Raw genomic sequence first — 20,375 nt, forward strand, 5'->3', positions numbered from 1 at the left:
CGCCCTGAGCGGGTTTTTTATTGTCTGGAGAAAGACAAATGCCGATCACCGAGCAGCAGTTGCTGCAGATCCTCCCGAACGCCCGCCCTGTTGCGGGCGTTTTTGTTCCTGCGCTCAACCGCGCTATGGCCCGCTGGAAGATCGACAGCCGGGTGCGCCAGGCGGCGTTCCTGGCCCAGGTCGGCCATGAATCCGGTCAGTTGCGCAACCTAGTGGAAAATCTCAACTATCGCGCCGATCGCATCCGCCAGATCGGCCAGGCCTCCGCCGCTGGCAGCCGTTGGCGCTCGTTGGTTCCGCGGGCGGATGAACTGGGCGGCAAGCCTGAGCGCTTCGGCAACGCTGTTTACGGCGGGCGTATGGGCAATGGTCCGGAATCCTCCGGCGACGGCTGGCGCTTCCGTGGGCGCGGCTTGATCCAACTCACTGGCCGCTCGAACTACCATGCTGCCGCCGCCGGCCTGGGCCTGCCCCTGGAGGTGCAGCCTGAGCTGCTGGAGCAGCCAGAGCAGGCCGCCCAGTCTGCCGCCTGGTGGTGGGCTGCCCACGGTCTAAACGAACTGGCCGACGCTGGCCGCATCCAGGACATCGGCAGCATCATCAACGCCGGACAGCCAGGCCGGGTGCCAAATGGTGCCGTGGAACGGAAAGCACTCTACGACCTGGCTTTGAAGGTGCTGGCGTGAAGGCCCCGGGCTGGTTATTGCCAGCCTTGGCCCTGGTGCTGGGGCTCGCCTTGGGCGGCTGGCTGGCCTGGACGTGGCAGGCCAACGTCTACGGCAAGGCCCTGGCCGAACAGGCTGAGGCGTACAGCACGGATCGCGAGCAGGCTGCCACGGCGGTGATCAACTGGCAGGAAACCCAGCAGGACGCCCGTCGGGCGCTGGAGGATCGCCTGCAAGCGAATGACGAAACCCACTACAAGGAATTGCGCGATGAACAAGCGAACCAGGCTCGCCTGCGTGATCGGCTTGCTACTGCTGATGTCCGGCTGTCAGTCCTACTCAATACCGCCGCCTCGGGTGGTGGCGGTAGGTTGCCAGCCACCGCCGGCACCTGCGGCGTGGTTCATGGAGGCACGCGAGCCGAACTTGACCCAGCGGCTGCTCAACGAATTGTCGCCATCACCGGCGACGGCGATCAAGGATTGATCGCCCTGGCGGCCTGTCAAAGCTACATCAAGGAAATCTCTACGCGAAACCCTTAGTGGCCCCTGGCCGGCGGCGGTATCTGCCTGCGCAGATCTTCGTTGGCCCTGTCCTTTGCTTTGCCCAGCAACTCAAGGTCGCGGACCTGTTGCCGGAGCCTTGCTGCTTCCCCTGATCGCTCCCGAAGCCGCGCCAGGGCTTCGTCGCGATCCCGCTCTGTCTGAGCCTGCAGGTTCACCAGCTTATAAATGTTTTCCCTGGCTGTGCGCAGCTGCAGGTTCAGTTCTGCCACTTCGTTTTCCAGCAACAGCGCATGCTGGTGGGCAGTTTCTAGGGGCGTGGGGATGCCCAGCCAGTCGTCGGCTGTGTCGGTGTCTTCGGTGTGCACGGTACTACCTCGATCCAGGTGCTGTATGTGCATACAGTAATCGAGGCTTGGACGGGGCGCGATTTTCGCCGACGAACTGCAGGGGGGGGGGGATGGTGCTGGGTCGGCAGAACGCCGGAGGCGGGAAAACTGGCTGTACCAATTTTTGTACCACTGGGGGCGGGTCGTGGGTGGCTGGTGCGTGGCGGTGGTGGGTGGAACCCCAGGAAACGCTGGGGTTTATCCCGCTGCGGCCCGCTGGAAACCGCAGAAAACATCTTATGAGTATGGCTGAAGAACTGTCGATTGTTCTTCCACGGTCAGCCGAAAGCCCTTAAAAATAAAGAAAAAACACGTTTTTTTCCTGAACGGTAGGGCTTTGCGCAGCAATGGGCGTGGGCTAAGAGTCAGGGGTGATAAAGAGCCCGGGTGGCCTTTAATTTCAGAATAAAAAAACCCGCCATTGGCGGGTTTTCTGTTGCGGGGCAGCAAACTCAGCTGTGCAGCGATTCGGCTGCGTACAGCGTGTTTTCCAGCAGGCAGGCGCGGGTCATGGGGCCGACGCCACCCGGTACTGGGGTGATCCAGCCGGCGCGGGGCAGGGCGGTTTCATACACCACGTCACCCACCAGCTTGCCGTCGTCCTGGCGATTGATGCCAACGTCGATGACGATTGCGCCTTCCTTGATCCACTCGCCCTTGACCAGGCCCGGCTTGCCGGCGGCTACGACTACCAGGTCGGCACGGCCGACATGACCAGCCAGATCCTTGGTGAAGCGGTGGGTCACGGTCACGGTGCAGCCGGCCAGCAGCAACTCCATGGCCATCGGGCGACCAACGATATTGGAAGCGCCGACAACCACTGCATCCATGCCGTACAGATCGGCACCGGTGCTTTCCAGAAGGGTCATGATGCCCTTGGGGGTGCAAGGGCGCAGCAGTGGAATGCGCTGGGCCAGGCGACCGACGTTATAAGGATGGAAACCGTCCACGTCTTTGTCCGGGCGAATACGCTCCAGTAATAGAGAAGCGTCCAGGTGCTCGGGAAGCGGCAACTGCAGCAGGACGCCATCGATGTTCGGGTCATCGTTGAGGCGGTCGATCAAGCCGGCCAGGTCCTCTTGAGTGGTGTTGGCGGGCAAGTCATAGGCTTGGGAAAGGAAGCCGACCTCTTCGCAGTCTTTACGCTTGTGCGAGACATAAACTTGAGAGGCCGGGTCGCTGCCGACCAGAATCACCGCGAGGCCTGGAGTACGCAGGCCTTGCTGGCGACGCTCGGCGACGCGTTTGGCGATCTGCTGGCGCAGGCTAGCGGCGATCGCCTTGCCGTCGATTAGTTGTGCAGTCATGACGCGTGATTAACCATCGAGAGGGTGAGAAAAAGAGAACGCATTCTCGCATGTCGGAACGTGAGGGCAAAGGCGCTTGGTCTGCAAATTCCCCTAAGCCCTTTAATTAAATGAATTTTTTTCAAAAAAGAGTTGACGACCTAACGGGCCGTCTATAACATTCGTCGCACTTGTCGGGCACAGCCTAGCACTGGTTAAGAAGGTCGGGCAGAGTTGATGTTTAACTCGTAACGACTGAAAGCAATTAGTTTGTAATCGTTAAAGAATACAGATTAATAAGGCGCCCGTAGCTCAGCTGGATAGAGCATCCGCCTTCTAAGCGGATGGTCGCAGGTTCGAGTCCTGCCGGGTGCGCCATTAGGCAGCTTTGGCACAAGTAACGCAATATGGTGGGCGTAGCTCAGTTGGTAGAGCACAGGATTGTGACTCCTGTTGTCGTGGGTTCGATCCCCATCGTCCACCCCATATTCGAAGAAGGCGCCAGATTAATAGTCTGGCGCCTTTGCTTTAAAAGCTTGTTACGCGGACGTGGTGGAATTGGTAGACACACTGGATTTAGGTTCCAGCGCCGCAAGGTGTAAGAGTTCGAGTCTCTTCGTCCGCACCAATAAAGTAGCTAGTTAATAGCAGATAACGGCGCAGCACCTGAAAAGGGCTGCGCCGTTTTCGTTTCTGGATTCGATACCTCTAAGTGGCTGCATCCGATGAGCCGGTTGAGTGGCAGAATGTTGTCCTTTGGTCGTTGAAGGTTCCGGGTTTCAGCTATTGGCTGGCGTTTTTCAGGGGTGTGCTGAACGACTCCTTCTATATATAGAAGGGTTGAAGTAGAGGCCCTGGTTTGGTTCGCAATATTTGCTCTCATGGCGAGGCTCAATCCTTTGTCCCCGCCTTCACATTGCCGGCGGTTTTTTACCCGTTTTCAGTAGGGTGACTTCTTGAGTTTGACCCTCTAGAATGCATGCCCTTGATTCTGGGGTCGGAAAACGGCCGGCTAACGTCTGTGCAACGAGGAATATCCATGCAAGTTTCTGTTGAAAATACTTCTGCTCTTGAGCGCCGCATGAGCATCACCGTGCCGGCTGAGCGCATCGAGAGCCAGGTCAACAAGCGTCTGCAGCAGACTGCCCAAAAGGCCAAGATTCCAGGCTTCCGTCCTGGCAAGGTTCCAATGAGCGTGATCCGTCAGCGTTATGAGGCTGATGCGCGTCAAGAAGCAGTAGGTGATGTGATCCAGGCTTCCTTCTATGAAGCCGTTGTCGAGCAGAAACTGAACCCTGCCGGCGCTCCTTCGGTCGAGCCTAAAGTGCTGGAGAAGGGCAAGGACCTGGAGTACGTTGCCACTTTTGAAGTGTTCCCAGAGTTCACTGTTGCCGGTTTCGAAAACATCGCCGTTGAGCGCCTGAGCGCTGATGTGGCTGATGCCGACCTGGATAACATGCTGGAAATCCTGCGCAAGCAGAACGTGCGTTTTGAAGTGGCCGATCGTGCTGCGCAGAACGACGATCAACTGAACATCGATTTCGTTGGCAAGGTCGACGGTGAAGTCTTCGCCGGTGGTTCGGCCAAGGGTACCCAGCTGGTGCTGGGCTCGGGTCGCATGATTCCTGGCTTCGAAGAAGGCCTGGTAGGCGCCAAGGCGGGTGAAGAGCGCGTCCTGAATCTGACCTTCCCTGAGAACTATCAGAACCTGGATCTGGCCAACAAGGCCGCCGAGTTCACTGTGACTGTCAACAGCGTTTCCGAGCCTAAGCTGCCAGAGCTGACCGAGGAGTTCTTCGCTCAGTTCGGTATCAAGGAAGCAGGTCTGGAAGGCTTCCGCGCCGAAGTTCGCAAGAACATGGAGCGCGAACTGCGTCAGGCCATCAAGTCCAAAGTGAAGAATCAGGTCATGGACGGTCTGCTGGCCTCCAACCCGATCGAAGTGCCGAAGGCGCTGCTGGACAACGAAGTTAACCGTCTGCGCGTTCAAGCTGTCCAGCAATTCGGTGGCAACATCAAGCCGGATCAACTGCCAGCCGAGCTGTTCGAAGAGCAGGCCAAGCGTCGCGTGGTGCTGGGTCTGATCGTTGCCGAGGTTGTTAAGCAGTTCGATCTGAAGCCTGATGAAGACCGCGTTCGCGAGCTGATCCAGGAAATGGCTTCGGCTTATCAGGAACCTGAGCAGGTCGTGTCCTGGTACTACAAGAACGAGCAGCAATTGAACGAAGTTCGTTCGGTTGTGCTGGAAGAACAAGTTGTGGATACTGTTCTACAGAAAGCTAGCGTGACCGACAAATCGGTCTCCTACGAAGAAGCGGTCAAGCCGGTAGAAGCACCTCAAGCCGACTGATTTTCTTCTCGTTCGAAGCACACACCATAAGCCAGCCTTCGCGCTGGCTTATGCGTATTCAAGACGTGACTATTTGGGAGTGACTGCAGAGCATGTTCCGTAATTCGTATATTCAGCAGAACTCTGATATCCAGGCCGCAGGCGGCCTGGTCCCGATGGTTGTCGAGCAGTCCGCTCGTGGCGAGCGCGCCTACGACATCTACTCGCGCCTCCTCAAGGAGCGAGTGATCTTTCTGGTGGGCCCTGTAGAGGACTACATGGCCAACCTGATCTGTGCGCAACTGCTGTTCCTTGAAGCGGAAAACCCGGACAAGGACATCCATCTCTATATCAACTCCCCGGGCGGTTCGGTGACAGCCGGCATGTCGATCTACGACACCATGCAGTTCATCAAGCCTAACGTTTCAACCACTTGTATTGGCCAGGCATGCAGCATGGGCGCGTTCTTGCTGACAGCCGGTGCTCCAGGCAAGCGTTTCTGCCTGCCAAACTCCCGAGTGATGATTCACCAGCCACTGGGCGGTTTCCAGGGCCAGGCATCGGATATTGAAATCCATGCCAAGGAAATCCTCTTTATCCGTGAGCGTCTCAACACGCTGATGGCCAAGCATAGCGGGCGCACCCTGGAAGAAATCGAGCGCGATACCAATCGCGATAACTTCATGAGCGCCGAAGCTGCGCGTGAGTACGGGTTGATCGACGAAGTCATCAACCAGCGCCCCGCTTAAAATAAGCAGCTCAAAATAGGCATGGTCGGTTGTTCCGATCAGTGGCGGGCTTGAAAAAGCCCGCAATAGCCTTCATCTTGTGTTGCAAGCCTATCGGATTTGGATCGAACGAATGACTGACACCCGCAACGGCGAGGACAACGGCAAACTGCTTTATTGCTCCTTCTGTGGCAAAAGCCAGCATGAAGTGCGCAAATTGATTGCCGGCCCCTCGGTCTTTATCTGCGACGAGTGCGTCGACCTGTGCAATGACATCATCCGTGAGGAGGTGCAGGAAGCACAGGCCGAGAGCAGCGCGCATAAATTGCCTTCGCCTAAAGAAATCAGCGGCATCCTTGATCAGTACGTGATTGGTCAGGAACGTGCAAAAAAGGTTCTAGCAGTAGCGGTGTACAACCACTACAAGCGTCTGAACCAGCGTGACAAGAAGAGTGACGACGTCGAACTTGGCAAGAGCAACATCTTGCTGATCGGCCCTACAGGTTCGGGTAAGACGCTGTTGGCCGAAACCCTGGCTCGCCTGTTGAATGTACCTTTCACCATCGCCGATGCCACTACCCTGACCGAAGCCGGTTATGTGGGGGAAGACGTCGAGAACATCATTCAGAAGTTGCTGCAGAAGTGCGACTACGACGTAGAGAAGGCCCAGATGGGCATTGTCTACATCGATGAAATCGACAAGATTTCCCGCAAGTCTGACAACCCTTCGATTACCCGGGATGTTTCCGGCGAAGGCGTTCAGCAAGCCCTGTTGAAGTTGATTGAAGGCACGGTTGCCTCTGTTCCGCCGCAAGGTGGTCGCAAGCATCCGCAGCAGGAATTCCTGCAGGTCGATACCCGTAACATCCTGTTCATCTGTGGTGGTGCGTTCTCGGGTCTGGAAAAGGTTATTCAAAACCGTTCCACCAAGGGCGGCATCGGTTTCAACGCGGAAGTTCGCAGCAAGGAAGAAGGCAAGAAAGTCGGTGAATCCCTGCGTGAAGTCGAGCCTGACGATCTGGTCAAGTTCGGTCTGATCCCGGAATTCGTCGGTCGTCTGCCTGTCCTGGCGACCTTGGATGAGTTGGACGAAGCGGCATTGATTCAGATCCTCACCGAACCGAAGAACGCCTTGACCAAGCAGTACGCCAAGTTGTTCGAGATGGAAGGTGTTGACCTGGAGTTCCGTACCGATGCCTTGAAGTCCGTCGCCAAGCGAGCCCTTGAACGCAAGACTGGTGCTCGTGGCCTGCGCTCCATTCTTGAAGGTGTTCTGCTCGACACTATGTATGAAATCCCCTCGCAGTCCGAGGTGAGTAAAGTAGTGATCGACGAAAGCGTTATTGAAGGCAAGTCCCAGCCACTGTACATCTATGAGAACAGTGAACCGACGGCCAAGGCAGCGCCAGACGCGTAAGCGTCGCGCTGTTGGAATGAAAGAAGGGGCCTTCGGGCCCCTTTGTTTTTAGCGCCTTAAAGTGCTGTCTTTGAGCTTGTTTTTTTTCCAGGCAGCCCCCATCTTGGTTTCAAGCTTACTTCCATCTGTTTACGGCCTTACGGCCGCCGTAGAGGCGAAATCATGAAGACAACCATCGAATTGCCTCTCCTGCCATTGCGTGATGTTGTGGTTTATCCGCACATGGTTATCCCGCTGTTCGTGGGGCGCGAGAAGTCGATCGAAGCCCTCGAGGCAGCGATGACGGGCGACAAGCAGATTCTCTTGCTGGCGCAGAGAAACCCTGCTGATGACGATCCCGGTGAAGATGCACTCTATCGCGTAGGTACCATTGCGACTGTCTTGCAGTTGCTCAAATTGCCTGATGGCACCGTCAAGGTATTGGTTGAAGGCGAACAGCGTGGTGCTGTTGAGCGCTTCAGCGAAGTTGATGGCCATTGCCGTGCCGAAGTCTCCCTGATTGACGAAGTCGATGCTCCTGACCGTGAGTCGGAAGTGTTTGTTCGCAGTCTGCTGTCCCAGTTCGAGCAGTATGTGCAACTGGGCAAGAAAGTCCCTGCCGAGGTGCTGTCGTCCCTTAATAGCATCGATGAACCAAGCCGCCTGGTGGATACCATGGCTGCGCACATGGCGTTGAAGATCGAGCAGAAGCAGGAAATCCTCGAGATCATCGATCTGTCCGCTCGGGTCGAGCATGTCCTGGCATTGCTGGACGCCGAGATCGATCTGCTGCAAGTGGAAAAGCGCATCCGTGGTCGCGTCAAGAAGCAAATGGAGCGCAGCCAGCGAGAGTACTACCTGAATGAGCAGATGAAGGCCATTCAGAAAGAACTGGGTGATGGCGACGAAGGGCACAACGAAATCGAGGAGCTGAAAAAGCGTATCGATGCCGCAGGCCTGCCAAAAGACGCGATGACCAAGGCTCAGGCCGAACTGAACAAGCTCAAGCAGATGTCGCCGATGTCTGCCGAGGCTACTGTTGTTCGCTCTTATATCGACTGGCTGGTTCAGGTGCCGTGGAAGGCACAGAGCAAGGTTCGTCTCGATCTGGCACGTGCCGAAGATATTCTCGATGCCGACCACTATGGCCTGGAAGAGGTCAAGGAACGGATTCTCGAATACCTCGCCGTACAGAAACGGGTGAAAAAGATTCGTGGCCCGGTACTGTGCCTGGTGGGGCCTCCTGGGGTGGGTAAAACCTCCCTGGCGGAGTCGATCGCCAACGCTACCAACCGCAAGTTCGTACGCATGGCCCTGGGTGGCGTGCGTGACGAGGCGGAGATTCGTGGGCATCGTCGGACTTATATCGGTTCGATGCCAGGAAGATTGATTCAAAAGATGACAAAAGTGGGGGTGCGCAACCCGCTGTTCTTGCTCGACGAAATCGACAAGATGGGTAGCGATATGCGCGGTGATCCGGCCTCGGCATTGCTCGAGGTGCTGGACCCCGAGCAGAACCATAATTTCAACGATCACTACCTGGAAGTCGATTACGACTTGTCCGATGTGATGTTCCTCTGCACCTCCAACTCGATGAATATTCCGCCGGCCTTGCTGGACCGGATGGAGGTGATTCGTCTGCCTGGCTACACCGAGGACGAGAAGATCAACATCGCGGTCAAGTACCTCTCGCCCAAGCAGATTCAGGCCAACGGCCTGAAGAAGGGCGAGCTGGAATTCGAGCCGGATGCGATCCGCGACATCATTCGCTACTACACCCGCGAGGCCGGTGTACGCGGCCTGGAGCGGCAGATTGCCAAGGTCTGCCGCAAGGCGGTGAAAGAGCATGCGATGGAAAAGCGCTTCTCGGTGAAGGTCACTTCCGACCTGCTGGAGCACTTCCTCGGCGTGCGCAAATTCCGCTACGGCCTGGCCGAGCAGCAAGACCAGATCGGTCAGGTGACCGGGTTGGCATGGACTCAAGTGGGCGGTGAACTGCTGACCATCGAAGCCGCTGTGGTTCCGGGCAAGGGCCAGTTGATCAAGACCGGTTCCCTGGGCGATGTGATGGTCGAGTCGATCACTGCAGCACTGACCGTGGTGCGCAGCCGGGCCAAGAGCCTGGGCATTCCCCTGGACTTCCACGAGAAGCGCGACACCCACATCCACATGCCTGAAGGGGCGACCCCGAAAGACGGCCCCAGCGCGGGTGTAGGCATGTGCACGGCGCTGGTTTCGGCGCTGACCGGCATTCCGGTGCGGGCTGATGTGGCAATGACGGGCGAGATCACTCTGCGTGGTCAGGTATTGGCTATCGGCGGGTTGAAAGAGAAATTACTCGCCGCTCATCGGGGTGGAATCAAGACAGTGATCATTCCGGAAGAGAATGTTCGCGATTTGAAAGAAATTCCTGACAATATCAAGCAGGATCTGCAGATTAAACCGGTTAAATGGATTGACGAAGTCCTGCAAATTGCGCTGCAATACGCGCCGGAGCCCTTGCCGGATGTGGCTCCCGAGATAGTCGCAAAGGACGAAAAACGCGAGTCTGACTCTAAGGAAAGAATTAGCACGCATTAGTACGCATTAGCCTGGGGGGCTTCCTTGACAGCTTTTTAGAGCCCTTGTTATAAAGCGGCTCTTAAGTGTCTGTAGGCCATTCAGCACTCGTTTTTGCTTTCACCAAAAAACTTAGAATCATACTCATAGATATATAAGGGGACTTAGAGTGAACAAGTCGGAACTGATTGATGCTATCGCTGCATCTGCTGATCTCCCGAAAGCTGCTGCTGGCCGTGCGCTGGACGCAGTAATCGAATCCGTTACTGGCGCTCTGAAGGCCGGTGACTCTGTGGTGCTGGTTGGTTTCGGTACTTTCTCCGTAACTGATCGTCCAGCGCGTATCGGTCGTAACCCACAGACCGGTAAGACTCTGGAAATCGCTGCTGCTAAAAAGCCAGGTTTCAAAGCCGGTAAAGCACTGAAAGAAGCCGTTAACTAAGTTTCTTCAGGGTCTTTGCCCATCCGGGTCGGGGTCATGCCTGATCTGGCAGCGGGGCGCTAGTCAACCGGTCTACCACCGGTTCACGCCGAGGGTCGCGGGTTTAACCTTCGTCCGCTCCGCCAGTTACGAGAAGGCGCATCCTCGGATGCGCCTTTCTTCTATCCGGACTCTACCCACGCTCCACGGTTGCTCAAATTGAAGTACAACCGTTTCTGGGGGACGCATGCTGCAGAATATCAGGGACAATTCACAAGGCTGGATTGCCAAAACCATCATCGGGGTTATCGTCGCGCTGTTGGCGTTGACGGGATTCGATGCCATTTTCAAGGCCACTACCCACAATCAGGACGCGGCCAAGGTCAACGGTGAGGAAATCACTCAGAACGAGTTGAGCCAGGCCGTCGACATGCAACGTCGTCAGTTGATGCAGCAGCTGGGCAAAGACTTCGATGCCTCCCTGCTGGACGAGAAGATGCTGCGCGAAGCTGCCCTCAAAGGGCTGATCGACCGCAAGCTGTTGCTGCAAGGTGCGCAGGATTCCAAGTTCGCGTTCTCCGAAGGTGCGCTGGACCAGGTCATTCTGCAAACGCCGGAGTTCCAGGTTGATGGCAAGTTCAGCCCCGAGCGCTTCGACCAGGTGATCCGTCAACTGGGTTACACCCGCCTGCAATTTCGCCAGATGCTGACTCAGGAAATGCTGATCGGCCAGGTACGCGCCGGTCTGGCAGGCAGCGGTTTTGTCACCGACGCCCAGGTGCTGGCATTCGCCCGTCTGGAAAAGCAGACCCGTGACTTCGCTTCCCTGACCATCAAGGCCGACCCGGCAGCGGTCAAGTTGACCGACGACGAGGTCAAGGCGTACTACGACCAGCACGCCAAGGAGTTCATGACTCCGGACCAGGTGGTGATTGATTACATCGAATTGAAGAAGGCCGCCTTCTTCGATCAGGTCAGCGTCAAGGACGAGGACCTGCAAGCGCTGTATCAGAAGGAAATTGCCAACCTGTCCGAGCAACGCCGCGCGGCGCACATCCTCATCGAAGTCAATGACAAGGTGAATGAGGCCCAGGCCAAGGCCAAGATCGAAGAGATCCAGGCACGTCTGGCCAAGGGCGAAAGCTTCGAGGCATTGGCCAAGGAGTTCTCCCAGGACCCGGGTTCGGCCAGCAACGGCGGCGACCTGGGTTTCGCAGGTCCTGGCGTCTATGACCCAACCTTCGAGAAAGCCCTGTACGCCTTGAACAAGGACCAGGTATCGGCGCCGGTACGTACCGGCTTCGGTTTCCACCTGATCAAGCTGCTGGGTGTCGAAGCGCCGGAAGTGCCGAGCTTCGCCAGCCTCAAGGGCAAGCTGACCCGGGATCTGAAGACCCAGCAGGTCGAGCAGCGTTTCGTCGAGGCCACCAAGCAACTGGAAGACTCGTCGTTCGAAGCGTCCGATCTGGCACAACCGGCCCAGGACCTGAAGCTGACTGTCCACACCTCCGCGCCATTCGGCCGTGAAGGTGGTGACGGCATCGCAGCCAACCGCGCCGTGATACAAGCGGCGTTCAGCACCGAAGTCCTCGATGAGGGTGCCAATAGCACCGCCATCGAACTGGACCCGGAAACCGTGGTAGTGCTGCGTGCCAAGGAACACCGCAAACCTGAGCAACTGCCACTGGAAAGCGTTGCCAGTGCCATTCGCACGCAATTGGCCAAAGAGCACGCCAGTGCCGCGGCCAAGACCAAGGCTGAAGAGCTGATCGCCAGCCTGCGCGACGGCAAGACCGCGCTGAACAAGCCGGTGGATGGCCAGGACTGGAAAGTCGCGCATGCCGTGACCCGTGGCCAGGAAGGGATCGATCCGGCCGTGCTGCAGGCGCTGTTCCGCATGACCAAGCCTGAGTCCAAGGACAAACCGACCTTCACCAGCGTGACCCTGCCTAATGGCAACCTGTTGGTGCTGCAGCTCAATGGTGTCAACGAAGCCGCTGCGCCGACCGAGGAAGAGAAGGCTCAATACCGTCGCTTCCTGGCCTCGCGGGTAGGGCAGCAAGACTTTGCCGCCTACCGCAAGCAGCTGGAAAACCAGGCGGACATCAAGCGTTACTGATGCCTGACCCACAGTGTTGAAAAGACCCCGGCCGCAATGCCGGGGTCTTTTTTTGGGCTGGAAAAAACTTCAGCCAAGGGCGTTCTTCCAGCGTTTGCGTGCATGCAGGTAGGCCGCCTGATCGTTGTAGCCCAACTGCAGGGCAATCTGGGCCCGGGATTCGCCTTGCAGTTGCAGGTGCATTTCCAGCTCGGCGCGGGTCTGGTCGAGCAATTCGCGAAAGCTCAACCCCTGTTCGTCCAGGCGTCGCCGCAGCGTTCGCGGGGTTTGATGCAGTTGCGCGCAAAGGCTTTCCAGGGTTGGTGAGTGGCCGGCGGCCAGGGCCTGGCGACAAGCCGCTGCCACCTTGGCGGCCCAACCGCTCTGTCGCCGGTGCAGGGCCACCCGTCGATCCAGCTCCTCGCTCAGCAGTTCCAGCATGCCGGCGTGGCGGGTTTGCAGCGGCAGTTGCAGGGTTTGCGGGTCGAAGTAGAAACGGTTGGCCGGGCAATCGAATTCGATCCGCTCGCCGAACCAGTGATGATACTGCGCGTGATAGGCCGGGCGCGGATGGCTGAAGCAGGCCAGTACCGGCTGCACTGCAAGGCCGGTGCCACGGCGCAACTGAGTGATGGACATGACGCCATAGTGCTCGATCAGGTAGCGGCCGAGTGGCGCCGATGTGTCGATATCAACCTCGACACCGGCCCCCCGGGTATCCGTCACCAGCTGTACCCGGTCGGTATCCGAACCCAAGGGCGCGTAGCGCACCCAGAACGCCATGGATGCGGCGACATCCGGACAGTACAGGCTGGCGTGGGCGATCACGTGCCAGTCCTGGGGGGTGAAGCGTTCGAACAGCTTGAGGCCGATGGCCGGCTCCAGCGCTGCCGCGGCGCGCCACAGCTGCTCCAGCTGCAGCAGGTTGTAGTCCTGCTGAGGGCCGGTGTTCTGGTCATCGAGAAAGCGTTGCAGGACTTCACCCAGGCGCCCGCGATGGAAGCGCGGGGTCATGCCCTTGGCCGGATCTCGCGGAATTCTGTCCAGTTCGCGCATAGAGCGGGCTGCCTTGCTGATCTCTAATGGTGGGGCGATGCCCACAAGGATAAGAGCGAGAATGCCATGAACCACGACCTGCTGACCAACAACCCGCTGCTGATCGTTTCGGCGATCTTTGTGTTTTTCATCCTCCTGGAAATCGCCTGTTCGGCCTTTGGCCAACCTCGCGGCCAGCGCCGTGATGTGTTGATCGAGGCGGTGGGCTCAAGCCTGTTGCTCGGTGTGACCTTTCCCCTGGTGATGTGGGCCAGCGGCGCGCTCATGCAGCTATCGCTGCCCGAAGCAAAGGGAGCACTGGCACAGATCCCCTGGGTACTCGGCCTGCTGCTGTTCCTGGTCTTCGATGACATGACCCAGTACTGGTGGCACCGCTTGACCCACCGCGTACCGGCGCTGTACGCGTTGCATCGCGCGCACCATTCGGCGCCCTACATGAGCATTCGCATCGTCTACCGCAACAACAGCTTCTATTACCTGCTGATGCCCGGCATCTGGTTCTCGGGAGTGCTGATTTATCTGGGGCTGGCGCCGGTCTACTACGGTTACCTGATTCTCAAGATGACGGTGATCTTCGCCGCTCACAGCAGTGTGGCCTGGGATGACAAGCTGTACCGCATCGGTTTTCTGCGGCCGCTGATGTGGTTGCTGGAGCGGGTCTTTTCTACGCCGTCCACCCATTCGGCGCACCACGGCCTGAGCGCCGAGGATGGTGTGACCCATTACAAGGGCAACTTCGGCAACCTGCTGTTCCTCTGGGATGTGCTGTTTGGTACGGCGAAGATCACTCGGCGCCGGCCCGTTGCCTATGGCATCGAACACTTGGCACCCGTGAGCTGGACGCAAGAGTTGTTCTGGCCGCTGGTACGCAGCCGTAAAGCCCGCTCCAGTGCAGGGGCGAAGGTAGAGGGCGCCTTGCCGGCGAACCCTGCTTCGCAAGGCTAGGCATTCTTTCTCGAGCCCTGGTGCTGGAGCCCCGGCCACCCGAGCCGGGAGCCGGATTTTAAGCCCGGGCAGGGAAGCCCTCGCGTCGGGCGTTCATCGCCACTAGCAGGGTCACCAGCAACAGGGCGGCAATCACCCAGGGGAAGGTGGCCACGCCCGGCCCCTGCAGCAGCAGCGCGCCGCCCAGGCCGCCACCGGCGATTGCCAGGTTCCACAGGGTCACCAGCATCGACTGCGCGGTATCGGCGTGCTCGCCGGCGGCCTTGGCCAGCGCAGTCTGCAGCAAGGTGGCCATGCCGCCAAAGGACAGCCCCCAGATAGCGATTGCCCCATAGATTGCCAGTGGCCGGTCGCCGAGCAGGCCCAGCAGCAGGGTCGAGCCGATAAACAGCAGACAGCTGGCCAGTACCAGCTCACGCAGCCAGCGGTCGATCAGCAGGCCCACCAGCCAGATGCTCAGCAAGGCGGCCAGGCCGAACACCAGCAACACCCGCTCGATTTCCCCGCCAAGCCCGGCCGGCTCAAGAAAAGGCGCGATGTAGGTGTAGAGAATGTTGTGGCCCAGCACATAGGCGAAGGTCACGAACAGCACCGGCCGGATCCCCGGCAGGGTCAGGACACGACTCAGCGACAGGCGCTTCTGCGCCCGCAGCCCGGGGAAGTCCGGCACTTGCACCAGTACCCAGCCGATCAGGCCCAGGGTCAGCACAGTCATCACGGCGAAACTCATGCGCCAGCCCAGCAGGGCGCCCAGCCAGGTCCCGGCGGGCATGCCCACCGACAGCGCCAGCGGCGCGCCGAGCATGGCCAGGGTAATCGCCCGGCCCTGCAAGTGTGGCGCCACCATGCGGCTGGCATAACCTGCCACTAGGGCCCAGAGCAAGCCGGCGAAGACTCCGGCAAAGAAGCGCGCCACCAGGATCAGGCTGTATTCGGTGGAGAGGGCCGTGATGCTGTTGACCACGGCGAAACCGCCGATGGCGATCAGCAGCAGGGGCCGGCGCCGCCAGCCCTGGGTGAGGAGGATCAGCGGAATGGCCGCCAGCAGTGAGCCCAGGGCGTAGACGGTCACCAGTTGGCCGATCAGCGCTGCAGACACGCCCAGGTCGGCACTCATCTGCGGTAGCAGGCCGGCGGGCAGGGTTTCGGTCATCAGGGTGATGAACCCGGCAGTGGCCAGGGCCAGCAGGCCGCCGACAGGCAGGCGTTCGTGGGTTGTGGCAGGTACTTGCAAGGGTTCGCAGGCATTGACGCAATTGCTCATGGAAAGGCCCCGATGGGTGGGTTCGGAAGTGAGGGGCCTAGGGTAGGGCGCTGTTCATGGCGGAAAAATAGGCTAAGGTTCCGAACTTATCGGACACAGGTGTCCTTAATTTCGGAGCGGCGCGATGGACTGGCTCGGCAGTATCCCAGTGTTTATGCAGGTGGCGGAAACCCGCAGCTTCACCGAAGCGGGGCGCCTTCTGGGAGTCTCTTCCTCGGCGGTTGGCAAAAGTATTGCCCGTCTGGAGGAGCGCCTGGAGACTCGTCTGTTTCATCGCACCACCCGCAGCATCAGCCTCACCGCCGAAGGCGCCGGATTCCTCGAACGCTGCCGCAGGATCGCCGCCGAAGTCGAGGCGGCGGAGTTCCAGCTATGTGACTCTTCCAGCGCGCCGGTGGGCAAGCTGCGGGTCAGCGCGCCGCAGGTCCATGGGTTGTTGATGCCGGTACTGGCCGAGTTCATGCAACGCTATCCGCAGATCGAGCTGGATATCGACCTCTCCGATCGCATGGTGGATGTGGTGGAAGAGGGTTTCGACCTGGTAGTGCGCACCGGCAACCCCAAGGACTCGCGGTTGCTGGCCCGGCAGCTGGGGCGCTTTCGCATGGTGCTGGTGGGCAGCCCCGGCTATTTCCAGCAGCGCGGCGTGCCGCAGACCCCGCAGGAATTGCGCAGTCACTCCTGCCTGCGGCATACCTTTCACCACACCGGCAAGCTCGAGGCCTGGCCCTTCAAGGTTCAAGCGGATGCGCCGGAGCCGGTGCTGCCCACTCGCCTGACCAGCAGCTCCATCGAGGCGGTGGAGCACGCGGCGCGCAGCGGGCTGGGCATTGCCTGCCTGCCGGACTTCATGGTCCAGGCCGCGGTGCGCCGTGGCGAGTTGCAAACCGTGCTCGACCCATACCTGGAGCACAACGGCGCCTTCTGGGTGTTGTGGCCCTCGAGCCGACATGCAGCGGCCAAGCTGCGGGTGTTGATCGAGCACTTGAGCGAGCGACTTTTTCCGGCAAACAGTGGTCAGTAAACTGATGAGAAATTTAAGGCACCAATTACCCGCGCTGCGGGACGCTGATCTGTTGCACAATACGCGCCGGAGCGTTTTCCTCAGGATTCTCGATGTTTAAATCATTTCATCTGCGCGCCACGGCCGGGGTGTTGCTGCTGTCTGCGGTGGCCGGCTGTTCGTCGCACAAGACCGCCATCTACGAGCACGAAAGCTTCGATGATTCCGGCACGTTTTCGCGCAATTACCCGGTGAGCGATGCCGCCTCCTGTGAGGCCGCGCGGCGTGCCCTGCTCAGCCAGGGCTACATCATCACCAGCAACGATCCGAAGCTGGTCAGCGGCCACAAGAGCTTCCAGCAGACCGGCGAGACCCACCTGGAAATCAGCTTCAACGTGGTTTGTGCCCAGGACGGCAGCGGCGACCAGCGTTCGACGATGTTCGCCAACGCCCTGCAGGATCGCTATGCGCTGAAGAAGGTGAACAACTCGGCCAGCCTCGGCGTGGGCGTGCTGGGCTCGGTGTCGATGCCGATCGGCTCTACCGATGATTCGATGGTCAAGGTGGCCAGCGAAACCGTGTCCTCGGCCAAGTTCTATGACCGCTATTTCGCCCTGGTGGAGTTGTTCCTGCCCCAGGAAGCGAAGAAGGCGGCGCATATCGAAGAGAAACCCAAGGCCGACCTCGGGGTTCCCGAGAACAAGCCCGAGGCGCCAGCCAAGCCCGAGCCCAAGGCGCAGCCAGTGGTCGAGCCTGCCCCTGTGGCCGCGCCGGCACCCGCCACCGAGCCTGAGCCTGCGGTCTCGCAACCCCTGGCTCCTCCGGCCGAGGCGGCGCCGATAGTGCCGGCAGCCAGCAGCGAGCCAGCGCCCGCCACACAAACCGTCACGCCGCCACCGGCCAGCAACCTGCCGCCGCCCAGCGAGCCGATTCCGGCCCTGCCGAGCAGCGGGCACTAAGGCACCTAGACCGAGCTCGGGTCGACTTTTTCAGCGTCGATCCGATAGCGGCTCAAGGCTTCGCCGACCTGGCTGTAGGGTATCTCCCCGTCATCGGCCAGGGCTTTCAACGCCGCCAGGGCGATGAAATGCCGGTCCACCTCGAACAACTGCCGCAGGTTTTCCCGGGTGTCGGACTGGCCGAAGCCGTCGGTGCCCAGGGCCACGAAGCGCCGACCCTCGACGAAGGGGCGGATCTGGTCGGCGAACAGTTTCATGTAGTCGGTGGCCACCACCAGCGGGCCTTGATGGCCTTCCAGGCATTGCTCGACATAGGCCGCTCGCCGAGGCTGCTGCGGATGCAGCAGGTTCCAGCGCTCCGCCGCCAGGCCCTGGCGGCGCAGTTCGGTGAGGCTGGTGGCACTCCAGATGTCGCTCTGCACCCCGAAGTCCTTCTCCAGCAGCTGCCCGGCGGCGATCACCTCGCGCAGGATCGAGCCGCTGCCCATCAGTTGCACCCGCGGGGCTTTGGCGCCCTGGGCGGTGCTTGAGCTGAAGCGGTACAAGCCCTTGAGAATGCCTTCGCGAGCACCTTCGGGCATGGCCGGTTGCGGGTAGTTTTCGTTGAGCAGGGTGATGTAGTAATACACATCCTCCTGCTGCACATACATGCGCTGCATGCCTTCATGGATGATCACCGCCAGTTCATAGGCGAAGGTCGGGTCGTAGGAGATGCAGCAGGGGATCACCGAGGCGAGGATATGGCTGTGGCCGTCGTCGTGCTGCAGGCCTTCGCCCATCAGCGTGGTGCGCCCGGACGTGGCGCCCAGCAGGAAGCCCCGGGCCCGCGCATCGCCGGCGGCCCAGGCCAGGTCACCGATCCTTTGGAAGCCGAACATCGAATAGAAGATGTAGAAGGGCAGGGTCATGACCTGGTGGTTGCTGTAGGAGGTACTGGCGGCGATCCATGAGGAAATCGCCCCGGATTCGTTCAGGCCCTCCTGCATGATCTGGCCGTCCTTGCTCTCCTTGTAGTAGCTCAGTTGCCCGGCATCCTGTGGGGTATAGAGCTGGCCCACCGCCGAGTGGATGCCGATCTGGCGGAACAGGCTTTCCATGCCGAAGGTGCGCGACTCGTCAGGCACGATCGGCACCACCCGCTTGCCGATCTGCGGGTCCTTGAGCAGGGTGCCGAGGATGCGCACGAAGGCCATGGTGGTGGAGATCGCCCGGTCGCCGGTGTCCTTGAGCTGGGTGGCGAAGGCTTCCAGGGCCGGGATCTGCAGCGGTGCGCAGTCGTTGTAGCGAGCCGGCACATAGCCCCCCAGGCGGCTGCGACAGGCTGCGAAGTAACGGCCTTCCGTGCTGTCCGCCGCGGGCTTGAGGTAGGGCATTTCAGCCAGTTGCTCATCGCTGACCGGCAGTTCGAAGCGATCACGGAAGGCCTTCACTGCCTCGGCCCCCATCTTCTTCAACTGGTGGTTGATGTTCTGGCCTTCGCCGGCCTCGCCCATGCCGAAGCCCTTGACGGTTTTCGCCAGGATCACCGTGGGACGGCCGCTGTGGCGTACTGCGGCGGCATAGGCGTTGTAGACCTTGATCGGGTCGTGGCCGCCCCGGGAGAGCTTCCAGATCTGCTCGTCCGAGAGATCGGCCACCAGCTCCAGCAATTGCGGGTACTTGCCGAAGAAATGCTCGCGCACATAGGCGCCGTTCTGCGACTTGTAGTTCTGATAGTCGCCATCCACGCACTCCATCATGCGCTGGCGCAGCAGGCCGCTGCGGTCCTTCTCCAGCAGCGCGTCCCAGCCGCTGCCCCAGATCACCTTGATCACGTTCCAGCCGGCGGCGCGATACAGGCTTTCGAACTCCTGGATGACCTTGGCGTTGCCCCGTACCGGGCCATCGAGGCGTTGCAGGTTGCAGTTGACGACGAAGATCAGGTTGTCGAGTTTCTCCCGCCCGGCCAGGGAAATCGCCGCCAGGGATTCGGGCTGGTCCATTTCGCCGTCGCCGAGGAAGGCCCAGACCTTGCGCCCCTGGTGCTGCTTGAGCCCGCGCAGTTCCAGGTAGCGCATGAAACGCGCCTGATAGGCCGCGGTGATCGGCCCCAGGCCCATGGATACAGTGGGGAACTGCCAGAAGTCCGGCATCAGCCTGGGGTGCGGATAGGAGGAAATGCCCTGGCCATCGGCCTCGCGGCGGAAGTTGTCGAGCTGGGCGGCGTTGATCCGGCCTTCCAGGTAGGCGCGGCCGTAGATGCCTGGGGAGGAGTGGCCCTGGATGTACACCATGTCACCGTCGAAGCTGTCGCTGCGGCCGCGGAAGAAATGATCGAAACCCACGTCGTAGAGCACGGCTGCCGAAGCATAGGTGGCGATGTGGCCGCCCACGCCCGAATGCTTGCCGGCGCGCAGCACCATGGCCATGGCGTTCCAGCGGATCATCGCGTTGAGCTTGCGCTCGGTCTCCAGGTCGCCGGGGTAGGGCAGCTGCCGCTCGGGGGCAATGGTGTTGATGTAGGGCGTGGTCACCCGGCCATGGAAGTCGCCGTGGCGTGCCACGTCGAAATCCAGCAACTGGTCGATCAGGTAATGGGCCCGCGGGCGACCTTCCACCGTCAGCACCGACTCCAGAGAGTCGAGCCACTCGCGGGTTTCCTGGGGATCGTTATCGAGGGTTGCACTGTTGTTCTGGGTCATACCTGGCTCCGTGTTGGGCGGGGTTCCAGCGCGCGGATTCTTGTGGAATCGGAGGGTATTCGGCGCCGGGAAAAGTAATTGCAATTGCAACTA

General features: G+C 59.9%; 16 protein-coding genes and 3 tRNA genes. 14 read left to right on the top strand and 5 right to left on the bottom strand.

Features of this window, described 5'->3' with window-relative positions:
• Positions 1-38: 38 nt before the first annotated feature.
• Together F6S12_RS13800 and F6S12_RS13805 are read left to right on the top strand one after the other, a co-directional pair.
• On the top strand, positions 39-686 hold the full coding sequence (locus F6S12_RS13800) for a glycoside hydrolase family 19 protein (RefSeq protein ID WP_161466335.1): 648 nt from the start codon (positions 39-41) through the stop codon (positions 684-686).
• Positions 683-1,207, top strand: coding sequence for a lysis system i-spanin subunit Rz (locus F6S12_RS13805; protein WP_315868999.1), 525 nt, complete (start codon positions 683-685; stop codon positions 1,205-1,207). The genes F6S12_RS13800 and F6S12_RS13805 overlap by 4 nt, the downstream gene beginning before the upstream one ends.
• On the opposite strand, the gene F6S12_RS13810 is transcribed toward F6S12_RS13805, so the two are convergent.
• Together F6S12_RS13810 and folD are read right to left on the bottom strand one after the other, a co-directional pair.
• Positions 1,204-1,536, bottom strand: a complete 333-nt coding sequence (locus F6S12_RS13810) for a hypothetical protein (protein ID WP_315869000.1) — start codon at positions 1,534-1,536, stop codon at positions 1,204-1,206. The two genes, F6S12_RS13805 and F6S12_RS13810, sit on opposite strands and share 4 nt — an antisense overlap.
• A gap of 473 nt (positions 1,537-2,009) precedes the next feature.
• A complete protein-coding gene (folD, locus tag F6S12_RS13815) occupies positions 2,010-2,864 on the bottom strand; it encodes a bifunctional methylenetetrahydrofolate dehydrogenase/methenyltetrahydrofolate cyclohydrolase FolD (RefSeq protein WP_011062276.1) in 855 nt (284 codons plus the stop codon).
• 280 nt (positions 2,865-3,144) lie between these two features.
• Here folD and F6S12_RS13820 point away from each other — a divergent pair.
• The 9 genes from F6S12_RS13820 to F6S12_RS13860 all read left to right on the top strand — a co-directional run bounded on the left by F6S12_RS13820 (position 3,145) and on the right by F6S12_RS13860 (position 12,395).
• Positions 3,145-3,221: transfer RNA gene (locus F6S12_RS13820), tRNA-Arg, on the top strand.
• A gap of 32 nt (positions 3,222-3,253) precedes the next feature.
• Positions 3,254-3,329, top strand: a tRNA-His gene (locus tag F6S12_RS13825).
• A 57-nt stretch (positions 3,330-3,386) separates the two neighbouring features.
• Positions 3,387-3,471: transfer RNA gene (locus F6S12_RS13830), tRNA-Leu, on the top strand.
• Positions 3,472-3,882: 411 nt separating this feature from the next.
• Positions 3,883-5,193 (top strand): trigger factor, encoded by a 1,311-nt coding sequence (gene tig / locus F6S12_RS13835; RefSeq protein WP_011062275.1) that lies wholly within the window; start codon positions 3,883-3,885, stop codon positions 5,191-5,193.
• A gap of 92 nt (positions 5,194-5,285) precedes the next feature.
• A complete protein-coding gene (clpP, locus tag F6S12_RS13840; RefSeq protein ID WP_011062274.1) occupies positions 5,286-5,921 on the top strand; it encodes an ATP-dependent Clp endopeptidase proteolytic subunit ClpP in 636 nt (211 codons plus the stop codon).
• A gap of 112 nt (positions 5,922-6,033) precedes the next feature.
• Positions 6,034-7,317, top strand: a complete 1,284-nt coding sequence (clpX, locus tag F6S12_RS13845) for an ATP-dependent Clp protease ATP-binding subunit ClpX (protein ID WP_011062273.1) — start codon at positions 6,034-6,036, stop codon at positions 7,315-7,317.
• A gap of 162 nt (positions 7,318-7,479) precedes the next feature.
• A complete protein-coding gene (gene lon / locus F6S12_RS13850; RefSeq protein WP_011062272.1) occupies positions 7,480-9,876 on the top strand; it encodes an endopeptidase La in 2,397 nt (798 codons plus the stop codon).
• A 148-nt stretch (positions 9,877-10,024) separates the two neighbouring features.
• On the top strand, positions 10,025-10,297 hold the full coding sequence (locus F6S12_RS13855) for an HU family DNA-binding protein (protein WP_011062271.1): 273 nt from the start codon (positions 10,025-10,027) through the stop codon (positions 10,295-10,297).
• A 226-nt stretch (positions 10,298-10,523) separates the two neighbouring features.
• Positions 10,524-12,395 (top strand): SurA N-terminal domain-containing protein, encoded by a 1,872-nt coding sequence (locus tag F6S12_RS13860; protein ID WP_011062270.1) that lies wholly within the window; start codon positions 10,524-10,526, stop codon positions 12,393-12,395.
• A gap of 69 nt (positions 12,396-12,464) precedes the next feature.
• Here F6S12_RS13860 and F6S12_RS13865 read toward each other — a convergent pair whose 3' ends face one another.
• Entirely contained in the window at positions 12,465-13,430 is a 966-nt protein-coding gene (locus F6S12_RS13865; RefSeq protein ID WP_315869001.1) for an AraC family transcriptional regulator ligand-binding domain-containing protein, read from the bottom strand.
• A gap of 66 nt (positions 13,431-13,496) precedes the next feature.
• On the opposite strand from F6S12_RS13865, the gene F6S12_RS13870 reads away from it, so the two are divergent.
• Entirely contained in the window at positions 13,497-14,375 is an 879-nt protein-coding gene (locus tag F6S12_RS13870; protein WP_019093765.1) for a sterol desaturase family protein, read from the top strand.
• 58 nt (positions 14,376-14,433) lie between these two features.
• On the opposite strand, the gene F6S12_RS13875 is transcribed toward F6S12_RS13870, so the two are convergent.
• Complete coding sequence (locus tag F6S12_RS13875) at positions 14,434-15,639, bottom strand: MFS transporter (RefSeq protein ID WP_015636346.1); 1,206 nt, start codon at positions 15,637-15,639, stop codon at positions 14,434-14,436.
• A 124-nt stretch (positions 15,640-15,763) separates the two neighbouring features.
• Between F6S12_RS13875 and F6S12_RS13880 the strand changes: the two genes are divergently transcribed.
• Both F6S12_RS13880 and F6S12_RS13885 read left to right on the top strand, forming a co-directional pair.
• Positions 15,764-16,663, top strand: a complete 900-nt coding sequence (locus F6S12_RS13880) for a LysR family transcriptional regulator (RefSeq protein WP_011062266.1) — start codon at positions 15,764-15,766, stop codon at positions 16,661-16,663.
• A 92-nt stretch (positions 16,664-16,755) separates the two neighbouring features.
• Positions 16,756-17,601, top strand: coding sequence for a DUF2242 domain-containing protein (locus tag F6S12_RS13885; protein ID WP_011062265.1), 846 nt, complete (start codon positions 16,756-16,758; stop codon positions 17,599-17,601).
• Between the two features lie 5 nt (positions 17,602-17,606).
• Here F6S12_RS13885 and aceE read toward each other — a convergent pair whose 3' ends face one another.
• Positions 17,607-20,282: a pyruvate dehydrogenase (acetyl-transferring), homodimeric type gene (gene aceE / locus F6S12_RS13890; RefSeq protein ID WP_077934514.1), complete on the bottom strand. Its 2,676-nt coding sequence runs from the start codon at positions 20,280-20,282 to the stop codon at positions 17,607-17,609.
• Positions 20,283-20,375 lie beyond the last annotated feature (93 nt).

The sequence above is a fragment of the Pseudomonas sp. JV245A genome, assembly GCF_032424515.1.
GTDB classification, from domain to species: Bacteria; Pseudomonadota; Gammaproteobacteria; order Pseudomonadales; family Pseudomonadaceae; genus Aquipseudomonas; species Aquipseudomonas protegens.

What these genes read in the sequence shown, in the direction of transcription:
- F6S12_RS13800 (WP_161466335.1), top strand. Translation starts at nt 39, where the DNA reads ATGCCGATCACCGAGCAGCAGTTGCTGCAGATCCTCCCGAACGCCCGC.
- folD (WP_011062276.1), bottom strand. Translation starts at nt 2,864, where the DNA reads ATGACTGCACAACTAATCGACGGCAAGGCGATCGCCGCTAGCCTGCGC.
- tig (WP_011062275.1), top strand. Translation starts at nt 3,883, where the DNA reads ATGCAAGTTTCTGTTGAAAATACTTCTGCTCTTGAGCGCCGCATGAGC.
- clpP (WP_011062274.1), top strand. Translation starts at nt 5,286, where the DNA reads ATGTTCCGTAATTCGTATATTCAGCAGAACTCTGATATCCAGGCCGCA.
- clpX (WP_011062273.1), top strand. Translation starts at nt 6,034, where the DNA reads ATGACTGACACCCGCAACGGCGAGGACAACGGCAAACTGCTTTATTGC.
- lon (WP_011062272.1), top strand. Translation starts at nt 7,480, where the DNA reads ATGAAGACAACCATCGAATTGCCTCTCCTGCCATTGCGTGATGTTGTG.
- F6S12_RS13860 (WP_011062270.1), top strand. Translation starts at nt 10,524, where the DNA reads ATGCTGCAGAATATCAGGGACAATTCACAAGGCTGGATTGCCAAAACC.
- F6S12_RS13865 (WP_315869001.1), bottom strand. Translation starts at nt 13,430, where the DNA reads ATGCGCGAACTGGACAGAATTCCGCGAGATCCGGCCAAGGGCATGACC.
- F6S12_RS13870 (WP_019093765.1), top strand. Translation starts at nt 13,497, where the DNA reads ATGAACCACGACCTGCTGACCAACAACCCGCTGCTGATCGTTTCGGCG.
- F6S12_RS13875 (WP_015636346.1), bottom strand. Translation starts at nt 15,639, where the DNA reads ATGAGCAATTGCGTCAATGCCTGCGAACCCTTGCAAGTACCTGCCACA.
- F6S12_RS13880 (WP_011062266.1), top strand. Translation starts at nt 15,764, where the DNA reads ATGGACTGGCTCGGCAGTATCCCAGTGTTTATGCAGGTGGCGGAAACC.
- F6S12_RS13885 (WP_011062265.1), top strand. Translation starts at nt 16,756, where the DNA reads ATGTTTAAATCATTTCATCTGCGCGCCACGGCCGGGGTGTTGCTGCTG.
- aceE (WP_077934514.1), bottom strand. Translation starts at nt 20,282, where the DNA reads ATGACCCAGAACAACAGTGCAACCCTCGATAACGATCCCCAGGAAACC.